At 72.8% G+C, this 24,977-nt stretch carries 23 protein-coding genes; 13 read left to right on the forward strand and 10 right to left on the reverse strand.

Annotated features, from left to right (window positions below; genetic code table 11):
- Positions 1-395: 395 nt before the first annotated feature.
- The 7 genes from ccrA (at position 396) to pssA (ending at position 8,132) form a co-directional block, all read left to right on the forward strand.
- The gene (ccrA, locus tag ACZ4VF_RS04185; protein ID WP_467923768.1) at positions 396-1,733 is read left to right on the forward strand and encodes a crotonyl-CoA carboxylase/reductase; all 1,338 of its coding nucleotides are present in this window, start codon (positions 396-398) and stop codon (positions 1,731-1,733) included.
- A 17-nt stretch (positions 1,734-1,750) separates the two neighbouring features.
- Positions 1,751-3,778 (forward strand): protein meaA, encoded by a 2,028-nt coding sequence (locus tag ACZ4VF_RS04190; RefSeq protein ID WP_467923076.1) that lies wholly within the window; start codon positions 1,751-1,753, stop codon positions 3,776-3,778.
- Positions 3,775-4,737 (forward strand): HpcH/HpaI aldolase/citrate lyase family protein, encoded by a 963-nt coding sequence (locus tag ACZ4VF_RS04195; protein ID WP_467923077.1) that lies wholly within the window; start codon positions 3,775-3,777, stop codon positions 4,735-4,737. The genes ACZ4VF_RS04190 and ACZ4VF_RS04195 overlap by 4 nt, the downstream gene beginning before the upstream one ends.
- A 5-nt stretch (positions 4,738-4,742) precedes the next feature.
- A complete protein-coding gene (locus ACZ4VF_RS04200; protein WP_392813747.1) occupies positions 4,743-5,255 on the forward strand; it encodes a MaoC family dehydratase in 513 nt (170 codons plus the stop codon).
- A gap of 2 nt (positions 5,256-5,257) precedes the next feature.
- A complete protein-coding gene (locus tag ACZ4VF_RS04205) occupies positions 5,258-6,463 on the forward strand; it encodes an acyl-CoA dehydrogenase family protein (RefSeq protein WP_190050162.1) in 1,206 nt (401 codons plus the stop codon).
- A 171-nt stretch (positions 6,464-6,634) separates the two neighbouring features.
- Complete coding sequence (locus ACZ4VF_RS04210) at positions 6,635-7,291, forward strand: phosphatidylserine decarboxylase (protein ID WP_467923078.1); 657 nt, start codon at positions 6,635-6,637, stop codon at positions 7,289-7,291.
- 22 nt (positions 7,292-7,313) lie between these two features.
- On the forward strand, positions 7,314-8,132 hold the full coding sequence (pssA, locus tag ACZ4VF_RS04215) for a CDP-diacylglycerol--serine O-phosphatidyltransferase (protein ID WP_467923769.1): 819 nt from the start codon (positions 7,314-7,316) through the stop codon (positions 8,130-8,132).
- Between the two features lie 96 nt (positions 8,133-8,228).
- Here pssA and ACZ4VF_RS04220 read toward each other — a convergent pair whose 3' ends face one another.
- On the reverse strand, positions 8,229-9,380 hold the full coding sequence (locus tag ACZ4VF_RS04220; protein ID WP_467923079.1) for a glycerate kinase: 1,152 nt from the start codon (positions 9,378-9,380) through the stop codon (positions 8,229-8,231).
- 150 nt (positions 9,381-9,530) lie between these two features.
- Here ACZ4VF_RS04220 and ACZ4VF_RS04225 point away from each other — a divergent pair, with 150 nt between their 5' ends.
- Both ACZ4VF_RS04225 and ACZ4VF_RS04230 read left to right on the forward strand, forming a co-directional pair.
- On the forward strand, positions 9,531-10,604 hold the full coding sequence (locus ACZ4VF_RS04225) for an ADP-ribosylglycohydrolase family protein (protein ID WP_467923080.1): 1,074 nt from the start codon (positions 9,531-9,533) through the stop codon (positions 10,602-10,604).
- Positions 10,605-10,632: 28 nt separating this feature from the next.
- Complete coding sequence (locus tag ACZ4VF_RS04230; protein WP_467923081.1) at positions 10,633-11,127, forward strand: NUDIX domain-containing protein; 495 nt, start codon at positions 10,633-10,635, stop codon at positions 11,125-11,127.
- A 4-nt stretch (positions 11,128-11,131) separates the two neighbouring features.
- Here ACZ4VF_RS04230 and ACZ4VF_RS04235 read toward each other — a convergent pair whose 3' ends face one another.
- Complete coding sequence (locus ACZ4VF_RS04235) at positions 11,132-11,332, reverse strand: type II toxin-antitoxin system VapB family antitoxin (RefSeq protein ID WP_467923082.1); 201 nt, start codon at positions 11,330-11,332, stop codon at positions 11,132-11,134.
- Between the two features lie 86 nt (positions 11,333-11,418).
- Between ACZ4VF_RS04235 and ACZ4VF_RS04240 the strand changes: the two genes are divergently transcribed.
- Positions 11,419-12,156 (forward strand): SIR2 family NAD-dependent protein deacylase, encoded by a 738-nt coding sequence (locus tag ACZ4VF_RS04240; RefSeq protein ID WP_467923083.1) that lies wholly within the window; start codon positions 11,419-11,421, stop codon positions 12,154-12,156.
- A gap of 27 nt (positions 12,157-12,183) precedes the next feature.
- Here the strand turns inward: ACZ4VF_RS04240 and ACZ4VF_RS04245 are convergent, their stop codons facing one another.
- The 3 genes from ACZ4VF_RS04245 to ACZ4VF_RS04255 form a co-directional block, all read right to left on the reverse strand.
- Positions 12,184-12,666, reverse strand: coding sequence for a methylated-DNA--[protein]-cysteine S-methyltransferase (locus ACZ4VF_RS04245; protein ID WP_467923084.1), 483 nt, complete (start codon positions 12,664-12,666; stop codon positions 12,184-12,186).
- 21 nt (positions 12,667-12,687) lie between these two features.
- Entirely contained in the window at positions 12,688-14,166 is a 1,479-nt protein-coding gene (locus ACZ4VF_RS04250) for an AlkA N-terminal domain-containing protein (RefSeq protein WP_467923085.1), read from the reverse strand.
- A gap of 77 nt (positions 14,167-14,243) precedes the next feature.
- Positions 14,244-15,098, reverse strand: coding sequence for a methylenetetrahydrofolate reductase (locus tag ACZ4VF_RS04255; protein ID WP_467923086.1), 855 nt, complete (start codon positions 15,096-15,098; stop codon positions 14,244-14,246).
- 161 nt (positions 15,099-15,259) lie between these two features.
- Between ACZ4VF_RS04255 and ACZ4VF_RS04260 the strand changes: the two genes are divergently transcribed.
- Complete coding sequence (locus tag ACZ4VF_RS04260; protein ID WP_467923087.1) at positions 15,260-15,979, forward strand: B3/B4 domain-containing protein; 720 nt, start codon at positions 15,260-15,262, stop codon at positions 15,977-15,979.
- A gap of 12 nt (positions 15,980-15,991) precedes the next feature.
- Complete coding sequence (locus ACZ4VF_RS04265; RefSeq protein ID WP_467923088.1) at positions 15,992-17,908, forward strand: aminotransferase-like domain-containing protein; 1,917 nt, start codon at positions 15,992-15,994, stop codon at positions 17,906-17,908.
- A 16-nt stretch (positions 17,909-17,924) separates the two neighbouring features.
- On the opposite strand, the gene ACZ4VF_RS04270 is transcribed toward ACZ4VF_RS04265, so the two are convergent.
- From ACZ4VF_RS04270 to ACZ4VF_RS04290, 5 genes are all read right to left on the reverse strand, one after another.
- Positions 17,925-18,377: a DUF7144 family membrane protein gene (locus ACZ4VF_RS04270; protein WP_467923089.1), complete on the reverse strand. Its 453-nt coding sequence runs from the start codon at positions 18,375-18,377 to the stop codon at positions 17,925-17,927.
- 156 nt (positions 18,378-18,533) lie between these two features.
- On the reverse strand, positions 18,534-19,043 hold the full coding sequence (locus tag ACZ4VF_RS04275; protein ID WP_467923090.1) for an O-acetyl-ADP-ribose deacetylase: 510 nt from the start codon (positions 19,041-19,043) through the stop codon (positions 18,534-18,536).
- The gene (locus ACZ4VF_RS04280; protein WP_467923091.1) at positions 19,040-20,458 is read right to left on the reverse strand and encodes a phytoene desaturase family protein; all 1,419 of its coding nucleotides are present in this window, start codon (positions 20,456-20,458) and stop codon (positions 19,040-19,042) included. Before ACZ4VF_RS04280 ends, ACZ4VF_RS04275 begins: the two co-directional genes overlap by 4 nt.
- Positions 20,459-20,547: 89 nt before the next feature.
- Complete coding sequence (locus ACZ4VF_RS04285) at positions 20,548-21,393, reverse strand: inositol monophosphatase family protein (protein WP_467923092.1); 846 nt, start codon at positions 21,391-21,393, stop codon at positions 20,548-20,550.
- Positions 21,394-22,106: 713 nt separating this feature from the next.
- Positions 22,107-23,933, reverse strand: a complete 1,827-nt coding sequence (locus ACZ4VF_RS04290) for a gamma-glutamyltransferase family protein (protein WP_467923093.1) — start codon at positions 23,931-23,933, stop codon at positions 22,107-22,109.
- A 215-nt stretch (positions 23,934-24,148) separates the two neighbouring features.
- Between ACZ4VF_RS04290 and ACZ4VF_RS04295 the strand changes: the two genes are divergently transcribed.
- Positions 24,149-24,832 (forward strand): Crp/Fnr family transcriptional regulator, encoded by a 684-nt coding sequence (locus ACZ4VF_RS04295; RefSeq protein ID WP_467923094.1) that lies wholly within the window; start codon positions 24,149-24,151, stop codon positions 24,830-24,832.
- The last annotated feature ends 145 nt before the right edge of the window (positions 24,833-24,977 follow it).

Below are 24,977 nucleotides of genomic sequence, written 5' to 3' on the forward strand. Positions count from 1 at the left end.
GTGACGAACGGGCAGTGGGTGGCACTGGGTGCCGCCCACTGCCCGTTTCGTTTGCCCGATCGTTGATCGATCATCGCTCATTTGTTGCGTAAAGATTTCATCTGAGAGCAAGTTCTGGCACTCAGTGCCTTGCCACCTGACACGCGGTGTCATACGTTGAAGGTGTCCGGCGGCCGGCGAGCAGAGACCGTTCGCTCGCCGGCTGTCCCCGCAAGCCCACGGCCTGCGCGCCCGGACGCCTGCGTCACAGGCACCCTCCCGCGCCACAAAGCGCTGCCGAAGCACCACCGAGCCGAACCGACGGCACACCCCTCGAAAACCCTCATTCAGCAGCACCGACGATCCCCCAGCGCCCCTCCCTCAGGGCGCTCACCGCCGGAGGCAACACCGTGACCGTGAAGGACATCCTGGACGCGATCCAGTCGAAGGACGCCACGTCCGCCGACTTCGCCGCCCTGCCGCTCCCCGAGTCGTACCGTGCGATCACCGTGCACAAGGACGAGACGGAGATGTTCGCGGGTCTGGAGACCCGCGACAAGGACCCGCGCAAGTCGATCCACCTCGACGAGGTGCCCGTGCCGGAACTGGGCCCGGGCGAGGCCCTGGTCGCCGTCATGGCCTCCTCGGTCAACTACAACTCGGTGTGGACCTCGATCTTCGAGCCGGTCTCGACGTTCGCCTTCCTGGAGCGCTACGGCAGGCTGTCGCCGCTGACCAAGCGCCACGACCTGCCATACCACATCATCGGCTCCGACCTCGCGGGCGTCGTCCTGCGCACCGGCCCCGGCGTCAACGCCTGGCAGCCCGGTGACGAGGTCGTCGCGCACTGCCTGAGCGTCGAGCTGGAGTCGCCCGACGGCCACGACGACACCATGCTCGACCCCGAGCAGCGCATCTGGGGCTTCGAGACCAACTTCGGCGGCCTGGCCGAGATCGCGCTGGTCAAGACGAACCAGCTGATGCCGAAGCCGAAGCACCTCACCTGGGAGGAGGCCGCGGCTCCCGGCCTGGTGAACTCCACCGCCTACCGCCAGCTGGTCTCCCGCAACGGTGCCGCCATGAAGCAGGGCGACAACGTCCTGATCTGGGGTGCGAGCGGCGGGCTCGGCTCGTACGCCACGCAGTTCGCGCTGGCGGGCGGCGCCAACCCGATCTGTGTCGTCTCCTCGCCCCAGAAGGCGGAGATCTGCCGCGCGATGGGCGCCGAGGCGATCATCGACCGCAACGCCGAGGGCTACAAGTTCTGGAAGGACGAGCACACCCAGGACCCCAAGGAGTGGAAGCGCTTCGGCAAGCGCATCCGCGAGCTCACCGGCGGCGAGGACATCGACATCGTCTTCGAGCACCCCGGCCGCGAGACCTTCGGCGCCTCCGTCTACGTCACCCGCAAGGGCGGCACCATCACCACCTGCGCCTCGACCTCGGGCTACATGCACGAGTACGACAACCGGTACCTGTGGATGTCCCTGAAGCGGATCATCGGCTCCCACTTCGCCAACTACCGCGAGGCGTACGAGGCCAACCGCCTGATCGCCAAGGGCAAGATCCACCCGACGCTGTCGAAGACGTACTCCCTGGAGGAGACCGGCCAGGCGGCGTACGACGTCCACCGCAACCTGCACCAGGGCAAGGTCGGCGTTCTCTGTCTCGCGCCGGAGGAAGGCCTCGGCGTGCGCGACGCGGAGATGCGCGCCAAGCACGTCGACGCCATCAACCGCTTCCGCAACGTCTGAGACACCCGAGGTCATAGATGACTGAGCGTCAGAAGGACCGGCCGTGGCTCATGCGCACGTACGCCGGTCACTCCACGGCCGAGGCGTCCAACGAGCTGTACCGGCGCAACCTCGCCAAGGGCCAGACAGGTCTGTCGGTGGCGTTCGACCTGCCGACGCAGACCGGCTACGACCCCGACCACATCCTCGCGCGCGGCGAGGTCGGCCGGGTGGGCGTGCCCGTCGCGCACCTCGGTGACATGCGCCGGCTGTTCCAGGACATCCCCCTGGAGCAGATGAACACCTCGATGACGATCAACGCCACGGCCATGTGGCTGCTGGCGCTCTACCAGGTCGTCGCGGAGGAGCAGGGCGCGGACATCACCAAGCTCCAGGGCACGACCCAGAACGACATCGTCAAGGAGTACCTGTCCCGCGGGACGCACGTCTTCCCGCCGGGGCCCTCGCTCCGCCTGACGACGGACATGATCGCGTACACGGTCTCCCACATCCCGAAGTGGAACCCGATCAACATCTGCAGCTACCACCTGCAGGAAGCCGGGGCCACACCGGTGCAGGAGATCGCGTACGCGATGTCCACCGCGATCGCCGTCCTCGACGCCGTCCGCGACAGCGGCCAGGTGCCGCAGGAGCGCATGGGGGACGTGGTCGCCCGCATCTCCTTCTTCGTGAACGCGGGCGTCCGCTTCATCGAGGAGATGTGCAAGATGCGGGCGTTCGGCCGCATCTGGGACCAGGTCACCCGCGAGCGGTACGGCATCGAGAACCCCAAGCAGCGCCGTTTCCGCTACGGCGTCCAGGTCAACTCCCTCGGCCTGACCGAGGCGCAGCCGGAGAACAACGTCCAGCGGATCGTGCTGGAGATGCTGGCGGTGACCCTGTCGAAGGACGCACGCGCGCGTGCGGTGCAGCTGCCCGCCTGGAACGAGGCGCTGGGCCTGCCCCGGCCCTGGGACCAGCAGTGGAGCCTGCGCATCCAGCAGGTGCTCGCCTACGAGAGCGACCTGCTGGAGTACGAGGACATCTTCGAGGGCTCGAAGGTGATCGAGGCGAAGGTGCAGGAGCTGGTCGCCGACTCCCTCGCGGAGATCGACCGCATCCAGGAGATGGGCGGCGCGATGGCCGCCGTGGAGTCCGGCTACCTGAAGTCGCAGCTGGTCTCCTCGCACGCCGAGCGCCGGGCCCGGATCGAGTCCGGCGAGGAGAAGATCATCGGTGTCAACGCCTTCGAGGGCACCGAGCCGAACCCGCTCACGGCCGACCTGGACACCGCGATCATGACGGTCGACCCGGCGGTCGAGGCCCGGGTCATCGCCTCCCTGGAGAACTGGCGCGACACGCGCTACCAGCCGCCCTTCAACCACCCGCGCCCCTGCAAGGCGCTGGAGCGGCTGAAGGAGGCCGCCAAGGGCACCGACAACCTCATGGAGGCCACTCTGGAGTGCGCCCGCGCCGGGGTCACCACCGGCGAGTGGGCGGGCGCCCTGCGCGAGGTCTTCGGCGAGTACCGGGCGCCCACCGGGGTCTCCTCCGCGCCGGTCGCCGTCGCCGCCGAGCCCGGCTCGGCCCTGGCGGAGGTCCGGGCCAAGGTGGACGCCACCGCGCGCGAGCTGGGCGTCGGCAAGCTCCGTTTCCTGGTCGGCAAGCCCGGCCTGGACGGGCACTCCAACGGCGCCGAGCAGATAGCGGTGCGCGCGCGGGACGCCGGCTTCGAGGTGGTCTACCAGGGCATCCGGCTCACCCCGGAGCAGATCGTGGACGCGGCCCTGGCCGAGGACGTCCACGCCGTGGGTCTGTCGATCCTGTCCGGCTCGCACGCCCAGCTGGTCCCGGACGTGCTCCAGCGGCTCCGTGTGGCCGGTGCCACAGATATACCCGTGATCGCGGGTGGCATCATCCCGAACGGTGACGCCGAACAGCTCAGGGCCGCCGGGGTGGCCGCGGTGTTCACCCCGAAGGACTTCGACATCACCGGGATCATCGGCCGCATCGTGGACGAGATCCGCACAGCGAACAAGCTCGACCCCCTGGAGGTCCCCGCATGACGACCGTCAACCGCCTTCGCCCGCGGCGCTCCTGCCTGGCCGTGCCCGGCAGCAACCCGCGCTTCCTGGAGAAGGCGCAGGGCCTCCCCGCGGACCAGGTCTTCCTGGACCTGGAGGACGCGTGCGCGCCGCTCGCCAAGCCGGAGGCCCGCCACACCATCGTCAAGTTCCTCAACGAGGGTGACTGGACGGGCAAGACCCGGGTGGTCCGCGTCAACGACTGGACGACCGAGTGGACGTACCGCGACGTCGTCACGGTGGTCGAGGGCGCCGGCCAGAACCTCGACTGCATCATGCTGCCGAAGGTGCAGAACGCCGAGCAGGTCGTCGCGCTGGACCTGCTGCTGACGCAGATCGAGAAGACGATGGGCTTCGAGGTCGGCAAGATCGGCATCGAGGCGCAGATCGAGAACGCGCAGGGCCTGAACAACGTCAACGCGATCGCCGAGGCCTCGCCGCGCCTGGAGACGATCATCTTCGGCCCGGCCGACTTCATGGCCTCCATCAACATGAAGTCCCTGGTCGTGGGCGAGCAGCCGCCCGGCTACCCGGCGGACGCCTACCACTACATCCTGATGAAGATCCTGATGGCCGCCCGCGCCAACAACCTCCAGGCGATCGACGGCCCCTACCTGCAGATCCGCAACGTGGACGGCTACCGCGCGGTCGCCCAGCGCGCCGCCGCCCTCGGCTTCGACGGCAAGTGGGTGCTGCACCCCGGCCAGGTCGAGGCCTCCAACGAGATCTTCTCGCCGTCGCAGGAGGACTACGACCACGCCGAGCTGATCCTGGACGCGTACGACTACTACACGTCCGAGGCGGGCGGCAAGAAGGGCTCCGCGATGCTCGGCGACGAGATGATCGACGAGGCCAGCCGCAAGATGGCCCTGGTCATCGCCGGCAAGGGGCGGGCGGCGGGGATGACCCGTACGTCGACGTTCGAGATCCCGGAGGCCTGAGCGCGATGCAGTTCGGACGCACCTACGAGGAGTTCGAGGTCGGGGCGACGTACAAGCACTGGCCGGGCAAGACGGTCACGGAGTACGACGACCACCTGTTCTGTCTCCTCACCATGAACCACCACCCGCTCCACATGGACACCAACTATGCGGAGAAGACGACGGACTTCGGCAAGAACGTCGTCGTCGGGAACTACATCTACTCGCTGCTGCTCGGCATGAGCGTCCCGGACGTCTCCGGCAAGGCGATCGCCAACCTGGAGATCGAGTCGCTCAGGCACGTCGCGCCGACCTTCCACGGCGACACGATCTACGGCGAGACCACCGTCCTGGACAAGTGGCCGTCGAAGTCGAAGGACGACCGCGGGATCGTCTACGTCGAGACCAAGGGCTACAAGCAGGACGGCACCCTGGTGTGCGTCTTCCGCCGCAAGGTGATGGTGCCCACCGAGACGTACATCAAGGAGCGCGGCGGCGAGCAGCCGGGCCGCCCGGAGCTGAAGCAGCAGGAGAAGTAGAGATGGCCCGTCTCGCCCAGACCGCCGGTCTGACCGACGTCCAGCAGGAGATCCTTTCGACGGTCCGTGACTTCGTCGACAAGGAGATCATCCCGGTCGCCACCGAGCTGGAGCACCGTGACGAGTACCCGCAAGCGATCGTGGACGGGCTCAAGGAACTGGGTCTGTTCGGTCTGATGATCCCCGAGGAGTACGGGGGACTGGGCGAGTCGCTCCTCACCTACGCGCTGTGCGTCGAGGAGATCGCCCGTGGCTGGATGTCGGTGTCCGGCATCATCAACACCCACTTCATCGTCGCGTACATGCTCAAGCAGCACGGCACGCAGGAGCAGAAGGACCACTTCCTGCCGAGGATGGCGGCCGGCGACATCCGCGGCGCCTTCTCCATGTCGGAGCCGGGTCTGGGCTCCGACGTGTCGGCGATCACGTCGAAGGCGGTCAGGGACGGCGACGAGTACGTCCTGAACGGCCAGAAGATGTGGCTGACGAACGGCGGTACGTCCTCGCTCGTGGCCGTGCTGGTCCGCAGTGACGAAGGACACCCCGAGGGCACGGCCCCGCACAAGTCGATGACGACCTTCCTGGTCGAGAAGGAGCCGGGCTTCGGCGAGGTCCGCCCGGGCCTCACCATCCCCGGCAAGATCGACAAGATGGGCTACAAGGGCGTCGACACCACCGAATTGATCATGGACGGCCTGCGGATCCCGGCCGACCGGGTGCTCGGCGGGGTCACCGGCCGAGGTTTTTACCAAATGATGGACGGCGTGGAGGTCGGCCGGGTCAATGTGGCGGCCCGCGGCTGCGGTGTCGCCCAGCGCGCCTTCGAGCTGGGGGTGCAGTACGCCCAGCAGCGGCACACCTTCGGCAAGCCGATCGCCCAGCACCAGGCCATCCAGTTCAAGCTCGCGGAGATGGCCACCAAGGTCGAGGCCGCGCATGCGATGATGGTGAACGCCGCACGTAAAAAGGACTCCGGGGAGCGAAACGACCTGGAGGCCGGCATGGCGAAGTACCTCGCCTCCGAGTACTGCAAGGAGGTCGTGGAGGACGCCTTCCGGATCCACGGCGGCTACGGTTTCTCGAAGGAGTACGAGATCGAGCGCCTCTACCGCGAGGCCCCGATGCTGCTCATCGGTGAAGGTACCGCCGAGATCCAGAAAATGATCATCGGGCGCAGGCTGCTCGAAGAGTATCGATTCCAGGGCTGATTGTCCGGATACGGGGTGTTTTCTTCGAGAAGAAGATCACACCCCGTAGACACTCTTCGGCCGCCGACTCGGCTGCCTGGCTTGCCGAGTTGTGGCCCGCGACCGGTACGATCCCGGGAAAGCCGCCGTCCCCCGATCAGAGCGCGGCATCATCCGCTACGAAGGTCATCCATGCCCCACAGCCAAACCTCTGCACACCGCGACAGCCTGGTAGGCGCACGCCTCGCGCGCGGAGCATCGCCGTGGCTTCTCCCGACCGTCGCCACCGCAGCCCTCAGCCTGGCCCGCGCTCGCCGCTCGGGCGTCGCCAAGGCCGTCGCCGTGCCCGCCACCGCGCTCGCGGCGGGCATGCTGTGGTTCTTCCGCGACCCCGAGCGCGAGATCGCCCCGGGCCGGGTCATCTCCCCCGCCGACGGCGTGGTGCAGAGCATCATGCCGTGGAAGGACGGGCGCACCCGCGTCGCGATCTTCATGAGCCCGCTCAACGTCCACGTCAACCGCGCGCCCCTCGCGGGCACCGTGACGTCGGTCGAGCACATCCCCGGCGGCTTTGTTCCGGCTTTCAACAAGGAGAGCGAGAACAACGAGCGCGTAGTCTGGCATTTCGACACCGAACTCGGCGACATCGAGATGATCCAGATCGCCGGCGCGGTGGCCCGCCGCATCGTGCCGTACCTCCCGGAGGGCACGAAGGTCGAGCAGGGCGACCGTATCGGTCTGATCCGCTTCGGCTCGCGTGTCGACCTCTACCTGCCCGAGGGCGTGGAGGTCGCGGTCGAGGTCGGACAGAAGACCGTGGCTGGGGTGACTCGCATTGACCGTGATTGATCCGGAGACCCAGGCGGGCTGGGTGCCCGAGGCCGACGAGGCCGACGACGAGGAGGAGATGCCTCTCTCGCTCCGCCTGTCGATAGCGGACACCCTCACCCTGGGCAACGCCACGTGTGGCTTCATGGCGGTGTACTTCACCACCACCGGCATCCTGATCCCGGACCTCACCGGCAGCCCGGCGACCGGCATGACCCGCCACAGCGCGGCCACGGCGGTCATCCTGATGCTGTGCGCGGCGGTCTTCGACCTGTTCGACGGCCTGGTGGCCCGGAAGCTGCGCTCGTCGCCAATGGGCGCGGAGCTGGACAACCTGTCGGACCTGATCAGCTTCGGTCTCGCCCCCGCGTACTTCGTGCTCGTCTACGGCATGGTCGCCGACGACGCGCACCAGCGGGTGGCGGCGGTGGGCGCGATCGTGGTGCTGCTGGCCGTGGTCCTCAGACTGGCCCGGTTCAGCTGCGTGACGATGAAGGACGGCATGTTCCAGGGCATGCCCTCGCCGTTCGGCGCGCTGACCGTGGTCTCGATCGTGCTGCTGGAGCTGCCGTTCGCGGCGACGCTGCTGGCCATTCTGGGGACGGCGTGGCTGATGGTGAGCCGGGTGGAGTACCCGAAGCCGCGGGGCCGCCTCGCCGGCGCGATGCTCTCCTGGATCGTGCTGTCGATGGGTCTGCTGGCGGCGTGGGCCTTCGACGCGCCCAGCGGTCAGCTGCTCCTCCAGACGGGCTGTGCGCTGCAGCTGGTCATGGGCGCGGTGATCCCCCTGTTCGCCACGGCCCGCCGGGTGAACAACTTCCGCGACAACCGGCGCGAGGCGCGCGCCGCGCAGCTGCCGTAGCCGACGGCGAGGACGACGGACGGCACGACGTACGAGGAGGGCCCCTCACCCGGGACGGGTGAGGGGCCCTCCTCTTCGCGCAGCCGCCCTCCGGGCTCAGGCCAGGTGGTCCTCGGCGATCCGGGCGGCGACCCGTTCCAGGATCGGTCCCGCGTCCGCGATGCACGTGGCCACGTCGGGCTCGACGGACGTCAGCGGGTACGCCTGCGAGATCCCGGCCCGCAGCAGCGCCTCCGTCGGCAGGGCCAGGCGCCCGCACACGGCGACGACGTCCTTGCCCGCGGCCCGCGCCGCCGCGGCCACCCCCGCCGGTGCCTTCCCGTGCAGGGTCTGCTCGTCCAGGGAGCCCTCCCCGGTGATGACGAGCGAGGCCCGTTCCAGGGCGGGGGCGAAGCCCAGGACGTCCAGCATGACCTCGATACCGGAGCGGAACCCGGCGCCCAGGAGGAGGGCGCCGTAGCCGATCCCCCCGGCCGCGCCCGCGCCCGGGGACGCCGCGTACCGGGCCGCCCGCGGACCGGCCTCCGCCTCCAGGACCTTCGCGAAGTGGGCCAGCGCCGCGTCCAGGGTCTCCACGTCGTCCGGCGTGGCGCCCTTCTGCGGCCCGTACACCGCCGGCGCGCCCTTCGGGCCGGTCAGCGGGTTGTCGACATCGCTCGCGAGCACCAGTTCCACCGAGGACAGCCGCGGGTCGAGGCCGGACAGGTCCGCCCGGGCCAGGTCGGCGAGGCCGCCGCCGCCCGGGGACACCGGGTCTCCCTCCTCGGTCAGGAACCGGGCGCCCAGCGCGGACAGCATGCCCGCGCCGCCGTCGGTCGTGGCGCTGCCGCCGACGCCGAACACGATCGTCCGCGCGCCCGCGTCCAGCGCGGCCCGCAGCAGCTCACCGGAGCCGTACGTGGAGGCGGTCAGCGGGGCGAAGACCCCCGCCGGCAGGCGCTGCAGACCGCTCGCCTCCGCCATCTCCACCACCGCGGTGCCGCCGCGCAGCGCGAACGCGGCCGTGACCTCCTCGCCGAGCGGCCCGGCGACCCGCACCTCCCGGCGCTCGAAGCCCGCCGCGACCGCCGCGTCCACGGTCCCGTCGCCGCCGTCGGCCACGGGCAGCGCCTCGACCGCGAGGTCCGGCACGACCCGGCGCAGGCCGGCCGTCACCCGCTCGGCGACCTGCACGGCCGTCAGCGAGCCCTTGAACTTGTCCGCGGCGATGAGCACCCGACGGGTCTCGTTCCCTGCAGCGTCCGCCACCTTGTCTTCCCCTTGCTCTCCGGGCCCCGCGCACGTCAGGGCCAGTCGCGCCGCTGTGACCATAACCGCAGGACACCCCTGCCGTCATGCCCCGCCCGAACCCTGGGAAGCCGCTGGGAGCGGGCCGGGCAAAGTGGGTACACCCCTGCCATGGGCACCCAGCGCACCGGACCGGACCTCGCCGACCGCGTCCACGGCGGCTGGCTCGGCCGGATCGCGGGCAACATGCTCGGCAAACCGGTCGAGCAGGGCGAGGTGTGGACCCGTGCGCGCATCGACCGCTACCTGCGCCGGGCCGCGGCCCTGCCGCTGACCGACTACCTGCCCGAGCCGGCCGACGCCGACGAGGCCGCCGTACTGCGCCCGGAGTGGCGCCAGTGCGTGCGCGGGCGGATTCACGGCAGCTGCCGGGACGACGACGTGGACTACGCGATCCTCGGCCTGCACCTGCTGGAGACCCACGGCTTCGGCTTCAGCACCGAGCAGGTCGGCGACCTGTGGCTGCTCCGGCTGCCGTACCTGCAGACGTTCACGGCGGAACGGGCCGCGTACCGCAACCTCGCGAACGGGCTGAAGCCGCCGCTGACGGCGACGTACGACAACCCGCACCAGGAGTGGATCGGTGCGCTGATCCGCGCCGACGTCTACGGCTGGACCTGCCCCGGCGATCCGGTCCGGGCCGCCGGTCTGGCCCGCCGGGACGCGGTGCTGTCGCACACCGGCAACGGCGTCTACGGCGCGATGTGGGCCGCCGCGCTGATCTCGGCGGCCTTCACCGCGCCGACCGTCCGGGACGCCGTGGACACCGCGCTCACGGTCGTACCGGCGAGCAGCCGGCTGGCCCGGACCGTGCGGCGGGCCGCGTCCCTGCACGAGACCCGGCTGCCGTGGGAGGAGACCCTGGCCACCCTGTCCGAGGAGACCGCCGGGCTCGGCTGGATCCACACGGTCCCGAACGCCGCCGTCCTCACCGCCGGGCTGCTGTACGGCGACGGTGACTTCACCCGGACCATCGCCCTGACCGTGCGCGGCGGCCTGGACACCGACTCCAACGGGGCGACGGCCGGCTCGGTCGCCGGCGTCCTCACCGGCGCGGAGGCCATCCCGGCGCACTGGCGGGAACCCCTGCAGGACACGGTGCGCAGCGCGGTGTTCGGGTTCGACGGCGTGCGGATCAGTGCGCTGGCCGAACGCACCCTGCGCCTGGCGACGAGCGTGCCGTAGCCGTCGGCCGGCTGGATACCCTTCCCCCATGACCACGACGCAAGACTTCGCCGCGTACATCGCGAGCCTGCCCCGTGTCCTCGCCGGCGCCGCCGCGCTCTTCCGGGACGAGGAGGGCCGGGTGCTGCTCGTCGAGCCCAACTACCGGGAGGGGTGGGCGCTTCCGGGCGGGACCGTCGAGTCCGACGACGGGGAGACCCCGCGCCAGGGCGCCCGCCGGGAGACGCTGGAGGAGATCGGCCTCGACCGGGAACCCGGCCGGCTGCTCGCCGTGGACTGGGTGCACGGCGCGGGCCGGCCGCCGCTGGTGGCGTACCTGTACGACGGCGGTGTCCTGACCGACTCCGACCTGAAGGCGATCCGTCTCCAGGAGGAGGAGCTGCTGTCCTGGCGCCTGGTGGCCCGCGAGGACCTCACCGCGCACCTGCCCGGGGCGCTCGGTCACCGGGTGCTGGTCGCCCTGGACGTCCTCGCGGCCGGCTCGGGCACGGCGGAGCTGGAGAACGGCCGGCGCGTGGCCTGAGCGGTCAGCCCTCCGGGTCGCGGGGCCTGGCGTCCACCTCGCGCAGCGCCTCGTCCCGGGCGGCGGCCCGCGCCTCCGTGCGGTGCCCGCGTTCGATGTAGTCGCGGACGACCAGTTCCACGGCGTCCTGCGGGTTGCCGACCCCCGCGAGCACCATGACCTCCACGACGAGCTGGGCGTCGAGCGAGACAGTCACCTTGGCCATGCCGGGAAGCTAGCACGGGCCGGCTGCTCGAAAACCCGGCTTTATCCGCTCGCGACCGCCCGGGTGCCCGACCTACGCTCGGTGCCATGGCCAAGCCCCTCGTCGCGCTGCTCAGCGGGGCCGGTGTCTCCACCGACTCCGGGATCCCCGACTACCGCGGGCCCAACGGGCTGTGGCGGCGCGATCCGGAGGCCGAGAAGCTCGTGACGTACGAGTACTACATGGCGGATCCGGAGATCCGCCGGCGCTCCTGGCGGATGCGCCGCGCGAACCGCACCCTCCACGCCCAGCCGAACGCCGCACACCGGGCCATCGCCGAGCTGGAGAGGTCCGGCGTCCCGGTCCGGGTCATCACCCAGAACGTGGACGGGCTGCACCAGCTCGCCGGGATGCCCGCCCGCAAGGTGCTCGAACTGCACGGCACCGCCCGCAGTGTCGTCTGCACGCGGTGCCACGCGCGCGGCCCGATGGAGGACGCCCTCGCCCGGGTCGAGGCCGGCGAGGAGGACCCTCCGTGCCTGGAGTGCGGCGGCATCCTGAAGTCGGCGACGGTGATGTTCGGCGAGAAGCTCGACCCGGTGGTCCTCGGGGAGGCCGTGGCCATCGCCAAGGCCTGCCAGGTGTTCATCGCCGTCGGCAGCAGCCTCCAGGTGCAGCCCGCCGCCGGCCTCGCCGGGGTGGCCGCCGACCACGGCGCCCGGCTGGTCATCGTCAACGCGGAACCCACGCCGTACGACGACCGGGCCGACGAGATCGTCCGCGAGCCGATCGGCACCGCGCTGCCCGCACTGCTGCGCCGTCTGACCGCGGAGGCGGACGGGTGACGGACGCCCTCACGGCGGCGAAGGCGGTCAGAACAGGGCCGTCCCCCGTTCGAAGTCCAGCAGGCGGCGCTTGCGGTCCAGGCCGCCGCCGTAGCCGGTGAGGTCGCCGCCCGCGCCGATGACGCGGTGGCAGGGGACGATGATGCCGAGCGGGTTCCGGCCGTTGGCCAGGCCGACCGCGCGGGACGCCTTGGGGTTGCCGAGGGCGTCGGCGAGCTGGCCGTAGGAGCGGGTCTCGCCGTACGGGATCCGGGTCAGCTGCTCCCAGACCCTGCGCTGGAACGGGGTGCCCTGCAGGCGGAAGTCGAGGGTGAACTCCTTCAGCTCGCCCGCGAAGTAGGCGGTGAGCTGCTCCTGGGCCTCGGCGAAGGGCGTGTCGTCGGGTGCGCCGAAGTTCTCCTCCGGCGGGCGGTGGCGCTGGTCGGTCATGTAGAGGCCGCACAGGACGCCGTCGTCGGCGACGAGCGTGAGAGGGCCGTAGGGGCTGTCGATGACGGTGTGCTGCTTCATCACGAAGTCCTCGCGAGGTCCTTATACGGGCAGGAAGTTGATCGGGTGGCTGTCGGTCGCCCACAGGTACTGGACCGCGTAGGCTCGCCAGGGCCGCCAGGCCTCGGCGCGGGCGGTGAGCGCGGCCGGGGTGGCGGGCAGGCCCAGCTCGCCCGCGGCGCGCCGGATGCCGAGGTCGGTGGCGAGGAAGGCGTCGGGATCGCCGAGGGCGCGCATGGCGATGACGTCGACCGTCCAGGGCCCGAAGCCGGGCAGGTCCAGGAGCCGGGCACGGGCCTCCGCCCAGTCCGACTCCATTCCCAGGCGGAGCCTGCCGTCGGCGAGCTCACGGACGAGGGTGGTGAAGGTCGTGCGCCGGGTGCGGGGCATGGCCAGGGTGCCGGGGTCCGCCTCGGCCAGTGCCTCGGGGGACGGGAAGAGGTGGGTGAGTCCGCCCTCGGGGTCGTCCAGGGGCTTGCCGTGGGCGGCGACCAGGCGGGCCGCGTGGGTGCGGGCGGCGGCCGTGGAGACCTGCTGGCCGAGGACGGCCCGGACGGCGAACTCGGCCTCGTCGACCGTGCGCGGTACCCGGCGGCCCGGCTCCTCGTCGACCAGGGGCGCGAGGAGGGGGTCGGTGCGCAGGTGGCCGTCGACCGCCACCGGGTCGGCGTCCAGGTCGAGCAGGCGCCGGCAGCGGTTGATGGCCACGGTCAGGTCGCGCAGGTCGCCGAGGGTGAGGCGGCAGGCGATGTGGTCGGGGCGGGGCGCGAGGGCGACGATGCCGTGCCCGTACGGCAGGCTGAGCGTGCGCCGGTAGGCGCCGTCCCGCCACTCCTCGACACCGGGTACGGCGGTGGCGGCGAGGTGGCCGAAGAGGTTGGACGGGTTGAGCGGGGCGCGGAACGGCAGCCGCAGGGTGAGCACGCCGGGGGTGCCGGCCCCGCTCCTGGGCGCTCGGGCGCGCAGTTCGCCCGGGGGCAGGGCGAAGACCTCGCGGACGGTGTCGTTGAAGGTGCGGATGGAGGAGAAGCCGGCCGCGAACGCGATCTCCGCCATGGGCAGCGTGGTGGTCTCGATGAGCAGCCGCGCGGTCTGGGCCCGCTGGGCCCGGGCGAGCGCGAGGGGACCGGCGCCCAGCTCGGCGAGGAGCTGCCGCTCCACCTGCCGGGTGCTGTAGCCGAGCCGGGCGGCGAGCCCGGGGACGCCCTCACGGTCCACGACCCCGTCGGCGATCAGCCGCATGGCCCGGGCCACCAGGTCGGCGCGCCGGTTCCACTCCGGGGAGCCGGGGCTGGTGTCGGGGCGGCAGCGCTTGCACGCCCGGAAGCCGGCCTGCTGGCAGGCGGCGGCGCTCGGGTGGAACGTCATGTTCTCCGGCTTGGGCGGTACCACCGGGCAGCTCGGCCGGCAGTAGATCCCCGTGGTCAGGACGGCCGTGAAGAACCATCCGTCGAACCGCGCGTCCTTGGACCGCACGGCACGCACGCAGTGCTCCCGGTCGAGGTGCATCCCTGTCTGCATGGGTCAAGCATCGGCCACCGCGCACCCCCGGCGCTGGCGGAAATCCGACACGTACGTGGCTCTGGCCAGGGACCCGGTCAGCCCCGGCCGGCCGCGGGCGCGTCCTGGCGGAAGCGGGTGATCCACTCGGCGGTGGCCCGCAGTCCGCCGAAGGTGTAGAAGTGCACCTTCACGGTGCCGTGCCGCTCGGGGTCGTACCGCTCGGCGAACGTGCGCAGGAACCGGTCGGGGCCGGTCGTGCCCACGAGGTTGGTCAGCGAGAACCCGTACTTGCGGGCCACGGACGCGCTGGTGCCGACGCCGAAGCGGGTGGCGTAGCCGAGCAGCCGGCGCACACCGGCCGGTCCGGGGACGCCGATGCGGACGGGCAGGTGCACGCCCCGCGCGCGGAGGGCCTCCAGCCAGGTGAGGACCGGGTCGACGTCGAAACCGAACTGGGTGATGACGTCCCCGGTGAACCGTTCCGCCCCGATCGCCGCCGCCTTGTCGGTGAGCGCGGCCCACAGCGTCGGGCCGGGAATGCCGGGGTGGCCCTCGGGATAGCCGGTGATACCGACGTGCCGGACGCCGTGGCCGCGCAGCAGCCCGCTGCGCAGGACGGCGAGGGCGTCCTCGTAGGGGCCCTCGGGCCGGGCGGGGTCGCCACCGACGAGGAACACGTTCTCGGCGGTGCCGTCGGCCGCCAGCCCGGCGAGGAACTCCTCCAGCGCGGGCCGGGAGGGCAGCCGGCGCGCGGAGATGTGGGGTACGGGGACGAAACCGAGCCGCTTGACCGCGCGGGCGGCCCGCAGCCGGGTACCGGTGTCCTCGCCGGCCAGGAAGGTGATGTTGATCCGGGTGCCCGGCGGGATGCTGTCGCGGGCCTCCTGAAGACCGGGCACGTCCTTGCCGGTCATCTCCAGGGAGAAGTCGTCCAGCAGAGCGGGGTTCATCGTGTCTGTCGTGCTCCTCGTGGGACGGTCCCGGACCCGGCCGATGATGTCACGCGCCGTTGTGGACCTGTCGTCCGGGCCGTCTTTGGCCCTGGCCGCCGGACCAGGGGCCGGGCAGGGTGAGGGTCTCCGGTCCCCGTCCCCTCACCGAGGAGTTCCTGTTGAGCGTTTGCACGTGCGTGCGGTTCCGGCATGCGCAGGAGGTCAGGGCCGCGTTCCCCGAACTGGCCGCCGGCGTGCTCCACGCCACCGGCGTCCACGGCCCCGCCGACACCCGGCGGCGCGCCGCCGCGTACACCGGCCGGGCCGTGGCCCGGCTGGCGGGGACCGCCGAGGGCGAGTTCGCGGAGGTGCTGGCCTGGCGGCGGGCCTTCACCCGGATGGGGCTGCGTCCGACGCAGTACCGGTCCGCCTCGGAGTCGCTGCTGCGCCGGCTGCGGAAGGAGGGCGCGCTGCCGCGGATCCATCCGCTGGTGGACCTGTGCAACGCGGTCTCGGTGGCGTACGCGGTTCCGGTGGCGGTCCTCGACCTCGACCGGATCGCCGGGCCGCTGCTGGAGGTGCGCCCGGCCCGCGGGGACGAGACGTACACGGCGTTCGGCGGTGGCGTCGAGCACCCCGCGCCCGGCGAGGTGACCTTCGTCGACTCCGCGGGCCGGGCACACGCGCGCCGCTGGACCCACCGGCAGAGCGGGCACTCGGCGGTCGGCGCGCACACCGGCCGGGTGCTGGTGGTGGTGGAGGCGATGCACGACGGGGGCGCGGAGGTGGTGGCCGAGGTGCTGAAGACGGTCGAGGAGGAGGTGGCGGCCCACTGGCCGGCCACCACGGCGACGGCCGTCCTCACGCCCGGCGCACCGGAGTTCGCCTTCGGACCGTGACCGCGTGACAGCATGGGCCGGGTGGACGAGGGGCGGGACACGGTGGAGGTGGCGGCGCGCGGCTCGGACTTCCTGCAACTGGCGGTCGCCGACGTGCCCGCCGGCGGGAAGGCGGAGTGGCTGGCCGGGCGGCTGCGGCAGGCCATGGCCGACGGCCGGCTGACGGTGGGCAGCAGGCTGCCGCCGACCCGCCTGCTCGCCGCGGAGCTGCGCGTGTCCCGGGGCGTGGTGACGGAGGCGTACCGGCGTCTCGCCGAGGACGGCCAGGTGACGGGCCGCCGCCGCGGAGGCACGGTGGTGGTCGCGACCCCGTTCACCGCGTCGCCGCCGAGCCTCCCCGACGCCGCTCCGCCACCAGCGGCCGCGTCCGGCACGGGGCGGGCCGACGGGCGGGGCCCGCGGGGGGCGGGCGAGGCCTGCCGCGCCGGGGAGCTGAACGACGGCCGCGGACCCGGTGAGCGCGGTGCCGTCACCGGCGGTGGTGCGGGCGGCCGGCCGACCGGCGACGGGGGCGGTGGGCGCGGCGGTCCGTGTGCCGGGCGGAGTGGTGGGGCCGGTGGGCCGGACACCCACCGGCACGACGACGAGGCCGGCGGGCCGGACCCCGCCGGGAACGGCGCGCGGGGAGGGCCGTGCCCCGGGCGGGGCGGCGGCGAGCCGGAACGGCCGTGTGCCGGACGGCACGACGGGGCGTCGCCGGGGCCGGACGCCCCTCGTCACGGTGGGCCCGGTGGGTCGTACGCCGGGTGGGGTGACGGCGGGGCCGGTGGGGCTCTCGGGCCGGGGCCGGCCGGGCGGTTCGGCGGTGTGCCGGGGGCCGAGGTCTTCGATGTGCTGCGGGACGCTCCGGCCGCCGTGGACTTCACCCCGGGACGGCCCGATCTCAGCACCTTTCCGCGGGCGGCCTGGCTGCGGGCCGAGCGGGCCGTGCTGGCGGAGCTGTCGGCCGACCAGCTCGGGTACGGCGACCCGCGCGGAACGCTCCCGCTGCGGCGGGCCGTCGCCCAGTGGCTCGCGCGGATGCGGGGCGTGCGGGTGGAGCCGGACGCGGTGCTGATCGTGGCCGGCACCGCGCAGGCGCTGACACTGCTGCAGCCGGTGCTGCGCGCGGACGGCGTCGACGCGGTCGCGGTGGAGGATCCCGGTTCGCTCGGGGCCCGCCAGCACCTGGCGAACGGGGGGCTGGCCACCCCGCCGGTGCCGGTCGACGAGCAGGGCGTACGGGTGGACGCGCTGCGGGCGACGGGTGCCCGGGCCGTGCTGCTCACGCCCGCACACCAGTTCCCCACGGGCGTGGTGACGAGCGGCGAACGCCGGCGCGAGCTGCTGGAGTGGGCGCGCGACGGCGGGCTGATCCTGGAGGACGACTACGACGCCGAGCACCGCTACGACCGCCCGCCCGTGCCCGCGCTGCGCGCTCTGCTGGCCGACCGGGTCTGCTACCTGGGCAGCGTGTCGAAGCTGCTCGCGCCGGCGCTGCGGATCGGCTGGCTGGTGGCACCGGCCGGGTACCGTGCCGCGCTGGCCGACGCCAAGCGCTTCAACGACCTGGGCAACGCGGTGCTGCCGCAGCTGGTGCTGGCGCGGCTGATGGAGTCGGGCGGACTGGAGCGGCACCTCAGAGCGGTGCGCGGGCGCCACCGCAGGCGCCGGGACGCGATGATCGCCGCCCTCGCCGAGCACCTCCCCGGTGCGCGGGTGCACGGGGCGGCGGCCGGCCTGCACCTGACGGTGACGTACGCCTCGGACGTGCCCGACACGGCGTTCGCCGCGGCGGCGCTCGCGCACGGCGTGAAGTGCCAGCCGCTCTCCTGGCACCGGCAGTCACCCGGCCGGCCCGGTCTCGTCCTCGGCTACGCGGCCACCCCGCCGGGTGTCGTCGCGGAGGGCGTGGCCCTGCTCGGACGGGCGCTGCGCGAGCTGGGCTGAACCGGCCGTACGCGCCTCAGCTCGCCGCTTCCTGACGGGATGCCAGGGCCCAGATCACGAAGACGTCGATCGCCATCAGGACGAACGACCAGACGGGCTGGTACGGCAGGAAGAGGAACTGGGCGATCAGGCTGAGCGAGACGAGGAACAGCCCGGCGAAGCGTGCCCAGGCCATGTCCATGAGCAGGCCGATGCCGGTCAGCAGGACCAGGGCGCCGACGATGATGTGGAGCGTGCCCCAGCCGGTGAGGTTCATCTTGTAGACGTAGGCGCCGATACGGAAGTACACGTCGTCCCCGGCTATCGCGGCGATTCCCTGGAGGACGGCGAGGATGCCGCTGCACACCATCAGTACTCCGGCGAAGGTGACGCCGCCGGTCACCCAGCCGCCGGTCCGGGACCCGGGCTGCCGCGGCGGCCGCGAGCCGGCCGAGGAGGCGGATCCGGAGGGCTGCGCTGCCTGGCTCATGAGCGTGTCCTTTCTGCTTCCCCCGTGCCGTCGGGACCGAGCCGCTCGCGCGGAGGCGGGCGGGCACTCCGAGCGTTGGCCAGGCAGCGGCCGGGCGCATCGGGAACTACACCGTTCGGGTGAGGCGGGACGGCCCCGCGCCGGCCGTGGCGGGCGTCAGCCGGTGTGCCGGGCGAACGCCTCGTACGCACGGTCGTCGAAGAGGACGAACCGGACCTCCTCGACCGCCGTCGGCGTGTTCCGTACCGTCTCCACCGCGATGCGCGCCGCGTCGTCCATCGGCCACCGGTACACACCGGTGGAGATCGCCGGGAAGGCGACCGTCCGGGCACCGAGCTCGTCGGCCACGCGGAGCGACTCCCGGTAGCAGGAGGCGAGCAGGTCGGGATCAGCACCCGACTCCTGGTGGACGGGGCCCACGGTGTGGATCACCCAGCGGGCGTCCAGCGCGCCCGCCGTGGTGGCGACGGCCTGGCCGGCGGGAAGGCCCTTGCCGTACCGGGAGGCGCGCAGGGCGCGGCACTCCTCCAGGATGGCGGGGCCGCCGCGGCGGTGGATCGCGCCGTCCACGCCTCCGCCGCCGAGGAGGGAGGAGTTGGCCGCGTTGACGATGGCGTCGGCGTGCTGCCGGGTGATGTCGCCCCGGAAGAGGGTGATGGTGGTCATGTCTGCCTCAGTCTCCGCCAGACGGCCTTGGCCGCGTTGTGGCCCGACATGCCGTGCACGCCGGGACCGGGCGGGGTGGCCGAGGAGCAGATGAAGACGGCCGGGTGGGGGGTGTGGTACGGGAACAGGGAGAGTCTCGGGCGCAGCAGCAGCTGGAGTCCGGAGGCCGCGCCGCAGGCGATGTCGCCGCCGACGTAGTTGGCGTTGCGGGCGGCCATCTCGGCGGGGCCGGCGGTGGCGCGGGCGAGCACGCGGTCGCGGAAGCCGGGGGCGAAGCGCTCCAGCTGGCGTTCTATGGCGTCGGTGAGGTCGCCCGACCAACTGTTGGGTACATGACCGTAGGCCCAGAAGACGTGCTTGCCCTCGGGGGCGCGTCCGGGGTCGGCCACGCTGGGCTGCACGGTGATCATGAACGGCTTGTCGGGGGCGCGGCCCTCCCGGGAGGCGGCGCGCAGTGCGGTGCCGATCTCGGCCTGGGACGCGCCGATCTGGACGGTGCCAGCGGTGCGGGCCTCGGGCGCGGTCCACGGCACCGGGCCGTCCAGCGCGTAGTCGATCTTGAAGACGCTGGGCCCGTAACGGTAGTTCGCGTAGTGGTCGCCGAAGCCGGCGATGCGGGCGAGCGCGGCGGGCGAGGTGTCGAAGACGTACGCGCGCGCGGGCGGCAGGTCGTCCAGCCGCTTGACCTCGTAGTCGGTGTGGACGGCGCCGCCGAGGTCGGTCAGGTAGGCGGCGAGGGCGTCGGAGATGGCCTGGGAGCCGCCGCGGGGCACCGGCCAGCCGCGGGCGTGCGCGGAGAGCGCGAACACCAGCCCGATGGCGCTGGTGGCGAGGCCGCCCAGCGGTGCCATCACATGGGCGACCAGACCGGCGAACACGGTCTTCACCCGCTCGTCGTGGAAGCGGCGCATCAGCCAGGTGGACGGCGGGAGGCCGGCCAGGCCGAAGCGGGCCAGGGTGACGGGGTCGCGCGGGAGCGCGGTCAGCGGCAGCGACATGAAGTCCCGGACCAGCGTGTCCCATCGGCCGAGCAGCGGCTCGACCAGCCTGCGGTACGGGCCCGCGTCGCGCGGTCCGAAGGAGGCGGCGGTCTCGGCCACCGACCGGGACAGCACGGCCGCGCTGCCGTCCGGGAACGGGTGGGCCATCGGCAGCGGGGCGTGCAGCCACTCCAGGCCGTACCGATCGAGGGGCATCGCGCGGAACGCCGGGGAGTTGATGCCGAGGGGGTGCGCGGCCGAGCACGGGTCGTGCCGGAAGCCGGGCAGGGTCAGCTCCTCGGTGCGGGCACCCCCGCCCACCGTGGCCTTCGCCTCGAACAGGGCCACGGAGAAACCGCGGCGGGCCAGCTCCACGGCTGCGGTCAGTCCGTTCGGCCCCGCACCCACCACGACCGCATCGAGCATCGACGGCACCTTGGGACCCCTTCGTCAGCCGACGGCCATTCGAGATCAGCATATGCCGGGGGACCGGCACTCCCCCGGCCCGGGTGTCCCCGCGGGACTCAGGCGGCCGTACGCAGCAGGCCGGTGATCCGGCGGGCGGTGGCCTCGTCCCGGGCGGCGGTGAACGGCAGGGCGTTGCCTCCGGTGACGCGGAACGGCTCGCCGCTCAGCGTGAGGTGCGTGCCGCCCGCCTCCTCGACCAGGAGCAGGCCGGCCGCGTGGTCCCAGGCGGCCTCCCAGGAGAAGGCCACGGCGTCCAGCTCGCCCCGGGCGACGGCGAGGTACTCCAGGCCGGCGGAGCCGCAGGGGCGCGGGGCGAGGCCGTCCGTCCACAGGGGGCGCAGCGCGCGCTTCTGGTCGTCGGTGGTGTAGTCCGGGTGGGAGGTCGCGACGACGAGGTCCCGGCCGGGGGCCGGCGCGCCCGCGGACAGCCGCCTCCCGTCGAGGAAGGCGCCCTGTCCACGGACGGCGGTGGCGAGCTGGTCGCGCGCCGCCGCGTAGGTCCAGGAGGCGAGCACGACGCCGTGGTGCACGAGCGCCACCAGGGTGCAGAAGCCGTCGTCGCCGTGCACGAACTGGCGGGTGCCGTCCACCGGGTCGACGATCCAGACCGGGGTGTCGCCCTGGAGCGCCCCGTACACCGCCGGGTCGGCGTGCACCGCTTCCTCGCCGACGACCAGCGAACCGGGCAGCAGGGAGCCGAGGTCCTCGGTGAGCCGCAGCTCGGCGAGGCGGTCGGCGTCCGTCACGAGGTCGTGCGGGCCGCTCTTCCGGTCGACCTCGTGTGCGGCCAGGCGGCGGAAGCGGGGCAGGATCTCGGCCGCGGCGGCCTTGCGGACCGCCTCCTCCACGTCGGCCGAGCAGCGGGCGAGAAACTCCTCGATGGTTTCCGTCTCTTCGATCATGTGCCCCATGAGAGCACGTCCCACTGACAATCCCCGCCGCCGGGTCGTGGACGGGGGGTGGAATCCGGGTGAGGAGCGGGGGGCGGCACCGTCGCCGGACGAGGCCCGGTCGGGCTCCCGGACGAGGAGGGGTCGGTCGCGGCAGGGGGGACGGGGAGGCCGCTGCCGCACGAAGACGGGCGCGGGGCGGGTACGCGGCGTACGGCGAGCACGGGCCACGACGGGGAGGCCGATGCCGCCCAAGGCAGCCGCGGGGCCTTTCCCGCTGGCGTAAGCAGGACCGGGACCTATCCCCCGGCGTACGGCCGACCCGGAACACATCCCCCGGCGTACGGCCGACCCAGAACCCATCCCCCGGCGTACGGCCGACCCAGAACCATCCCCCGGCGCGCGGCCGACCCAGAACGGACCCCCCGACGGCGCACGGCCGACCCAGAACCCGCCCCCCCGTCACACGCGACCCCAGAACCCACCCCCCGTCACACGGCCGCCCCGAAACCATCCCCCCGGCGCACAGCCAACCCGGAACCGACCCCCGACGGCGCACGGCCGACCCAGAACCCACCCCCCGTCACACGCGACCCCAGAACCCACCCCCCGTCACACGGCCACCCCAGAACCATCCCGACGGCGTACGACCGCCCCGGACCCCCTCCCGACGGCGTACGCGAGCACGGGACCGGCACGGCCGGCGACCGGGCCCGGTGCCGTCGTCAGCGGCCCACCGCGTAACCCTGCATTCCGCGCGGGTTGGCCGCCGCCGACAGGACGCCGGTCTCCGGGTCCCGGGCCACCACGCACAGCCGCCCCTCGGACCAGGCGGGACCGACGGTGACGTCGTGGCCCCGGCGCCGCAGCTCCTCGATCACCGCGGGTTCGGTGCGGGACTCCACGGTCACACTGCCGGGGCGGCGGCCGCGCGGGGGGAAGGAGCTGGGGAAGCTGTCGTTGTGCCAGTTCGGGGCGTCGATGGCGCCCTGCAGGTCGAGGCCGCCGCGCACGGGGGCGCGCAGGACCGCGGCGAGGAAGAAGTGCAGCTGCCACTGGTCCTGCTGGTCGCCGCCGGGCGTGCCGAACGCCATGACCGGTACGCCGTCGCGCAGCGCGAGGGACGGGGTGAGGGTGGTGCGGGGCCGGCGGCCGGGGGTGAGCGTGCCCGGCAGGCCCTCCTCCAGCCAGGTCATCTGCAGCCGGGTGCCGAGGGGGAAGCCCAGCTCGGGGACGACGGGGTTGGACTGGAGCCAGCCGCCGCTGGGCGTGGCCGCGATCATGTTGCCCCAGCGGTCCACGACGTCCAGGTGGCAGGTGTCGCCGCGGGTCGTTCCGTCGGCGGCGACCTCCGGCTCGCCGGGCGGCCCCGCGACGGTCGGCTCGCCGGCGCCCATCGGGTCGAAGCCGGATGCGCCGGCGGCCGGCACGCGCGCGTGGGCGAGCGCCCGTGCGGGCAGCCGGGGGACGCGTCCCCCGGGGTTGCCGGGGCGCAGCCCGTGATCGGCCTTCTCGCCGACGAGGGACCGCCGTACGGCGTTGTAGTCGTCCGACAGGAGGTCCGCGAGGGGCACCTCGGCGGCGTCGCCGTACCAGGCCTCCCGGTCGGCCATGGCGAGTTTGCAGCCCTCGATCAGCAGGTGGACGTAGTCGGCGGAGCCGTGGGCGGGCAGCTCGGGCGGGAGCAGGGCGAGCTGCTGGAGCAGGACGGGGCCCTGGCTCCAGGGGCCCGCCTTGCACACGGTCCAGCCGTTCCGGTCGTACGTCACCGGGGTCTCGTAGCCCGCCGACCAGCCGGCGAGGTCGGCCTCGGTGAGGGTGCCGGTGTGCCGCTCGCCGCTGGTGTCCAGGGTGGGCCGCCGGGACTGCCGCACGAGGGCCTCGGCGATGAAGCCGGAGCGCCACACCTCGCGCGCGGCGTCGATCCGGGCCTCCCGCCCGCGCGCGTGGGCGGTCTCGGCCAGCAGCCGCTTCCAGGTGGCGGCGAGGGCGGGGTTGCGCAGCAGGGTGCCGGGGCGGGGCGGCCGGCCGCCCGGCAGGTACACCTCGGCGGAGGAGGTCCACTCGGTCTCGAACAACCGCCGTACGCTGCCGACGGTCAGACCGACGTTCTCCACGGGCGGGTGCCCGTGCTCCGCGTATCCGACGGCGTACTTCAGGACGTCGTCCAGGGGTTTGGTGCCGTGGTCGCGCAGGAGCAGCAGCCAGGCGTCGAACGCACCGGGCACGGCGGCGGCGAGCGGTCCGGTGCCCGGTACGAGGTCCAGTCCGAGCCCGCGATAGTGGGCCGCCGTGGCGCCCGCCGGGGCCACGCCCTGCCCGCACAGCACGCGCACCTCGCCGCCGGCCGGGGCGAGCAGGATCGGCACCTCGCCGGCCGGCCCGTTGAGGTGCGGCTCCACGACGTGCAGCACGAACGCCCCGGCCACGGCCGCGTCGAAGGCGTTGCCGCCGTCCTCCAGGACCGCCATCGCCGACTGGGAGGCGAGCCAGTGGGTGGAGGAGACCATGCCGAAAGTCCCCATGAGGGTGGGGCGGGTCGTGAATTCCATGTCTCACCTCGGAGTTCGGGGGTGCCGGTCGGCTGATCCATCCCCCGACGAGGGCCGAGCACACGGGGGTTCCGGGTCTCGGAGGATTCCGCGTGCCGGAAGAGTGCCGGTGGACCTTGATCCGAGGATGGGCCCCATCAGGCAGGAGAGGAAAGGCGGCGAACAGAAACGATCATTGCGTCCCGGAGGCCCCCGCCGCCGTCTACGTTCGTCGCATGAGCGAAGAAACTCGGGTTTCGCCGGCCCGGACACTGCGCGACCTCGTCCCCGGCGAAGCGTGGGAGCAGCTGACGAACGGCCGCCGCCGCACCCATCCGGCGGGCACGACGCTGCTCCGCCAGGGCGATACCGGAACGCACGTACTGGCATTGATCGATGGACTGGTGAAGGTCGTCCGCAGGGACGTCGACGGCCGCGAGAGGCTGCTGAGCTTCCGCGGGCCGGGCGAGGTGCTGGGCGACATGGCGGTGCAGAACGGCAGGACTCGACTCGCCGACGTACAGACCATTAGCATATGCGAAGTAGCGTCGATTCCCGCGAGCGTCTTCCGGAACTTCGTCGACCGGCACGACCTCCCCGGCCGGCTGGCCTGCCTGGCCAACGACCGTCTGCGGGAGCAGACGGAGGCCGGCGAGGGAGACCTCGACCAGCGGCTCGCGGGAACCCTGCTGCGCCTGGTGGCCATGTCCGGTGAACGCGCCTTCCGGCTCACCCGCACGGAACTCGCCCAGCACCTCGGAGCGGGCCGCAACTCCGTCAGCGACGCGCTGCGGCGCCTGGGCCCGGGCTGTGTGCGGGCCGACAAGACCTGCATCGAGGTCGTCGACGCGCGCCGGCTGCACGACGCGCTGCGACGCCCCCGGTCCGCCCGGCCACCCGTCCCCTCCGGGCGGCAGTGACGACCGTCACTCCCCCTGCGCACTGAGCGTGCACTGCCCCCCTCCCGCGGTGGCGAAGCTCGGAGAGCGCCCTCACCGGCGCCCCCGACCGCCGGTACCGGCCCCAAGCGCCCCGGTACCGGCGGGCCTTCGCAGAGGAGAGAGC

The organism is Streptomyces sp. NPDC029151 (assembly GCF_055564315.1).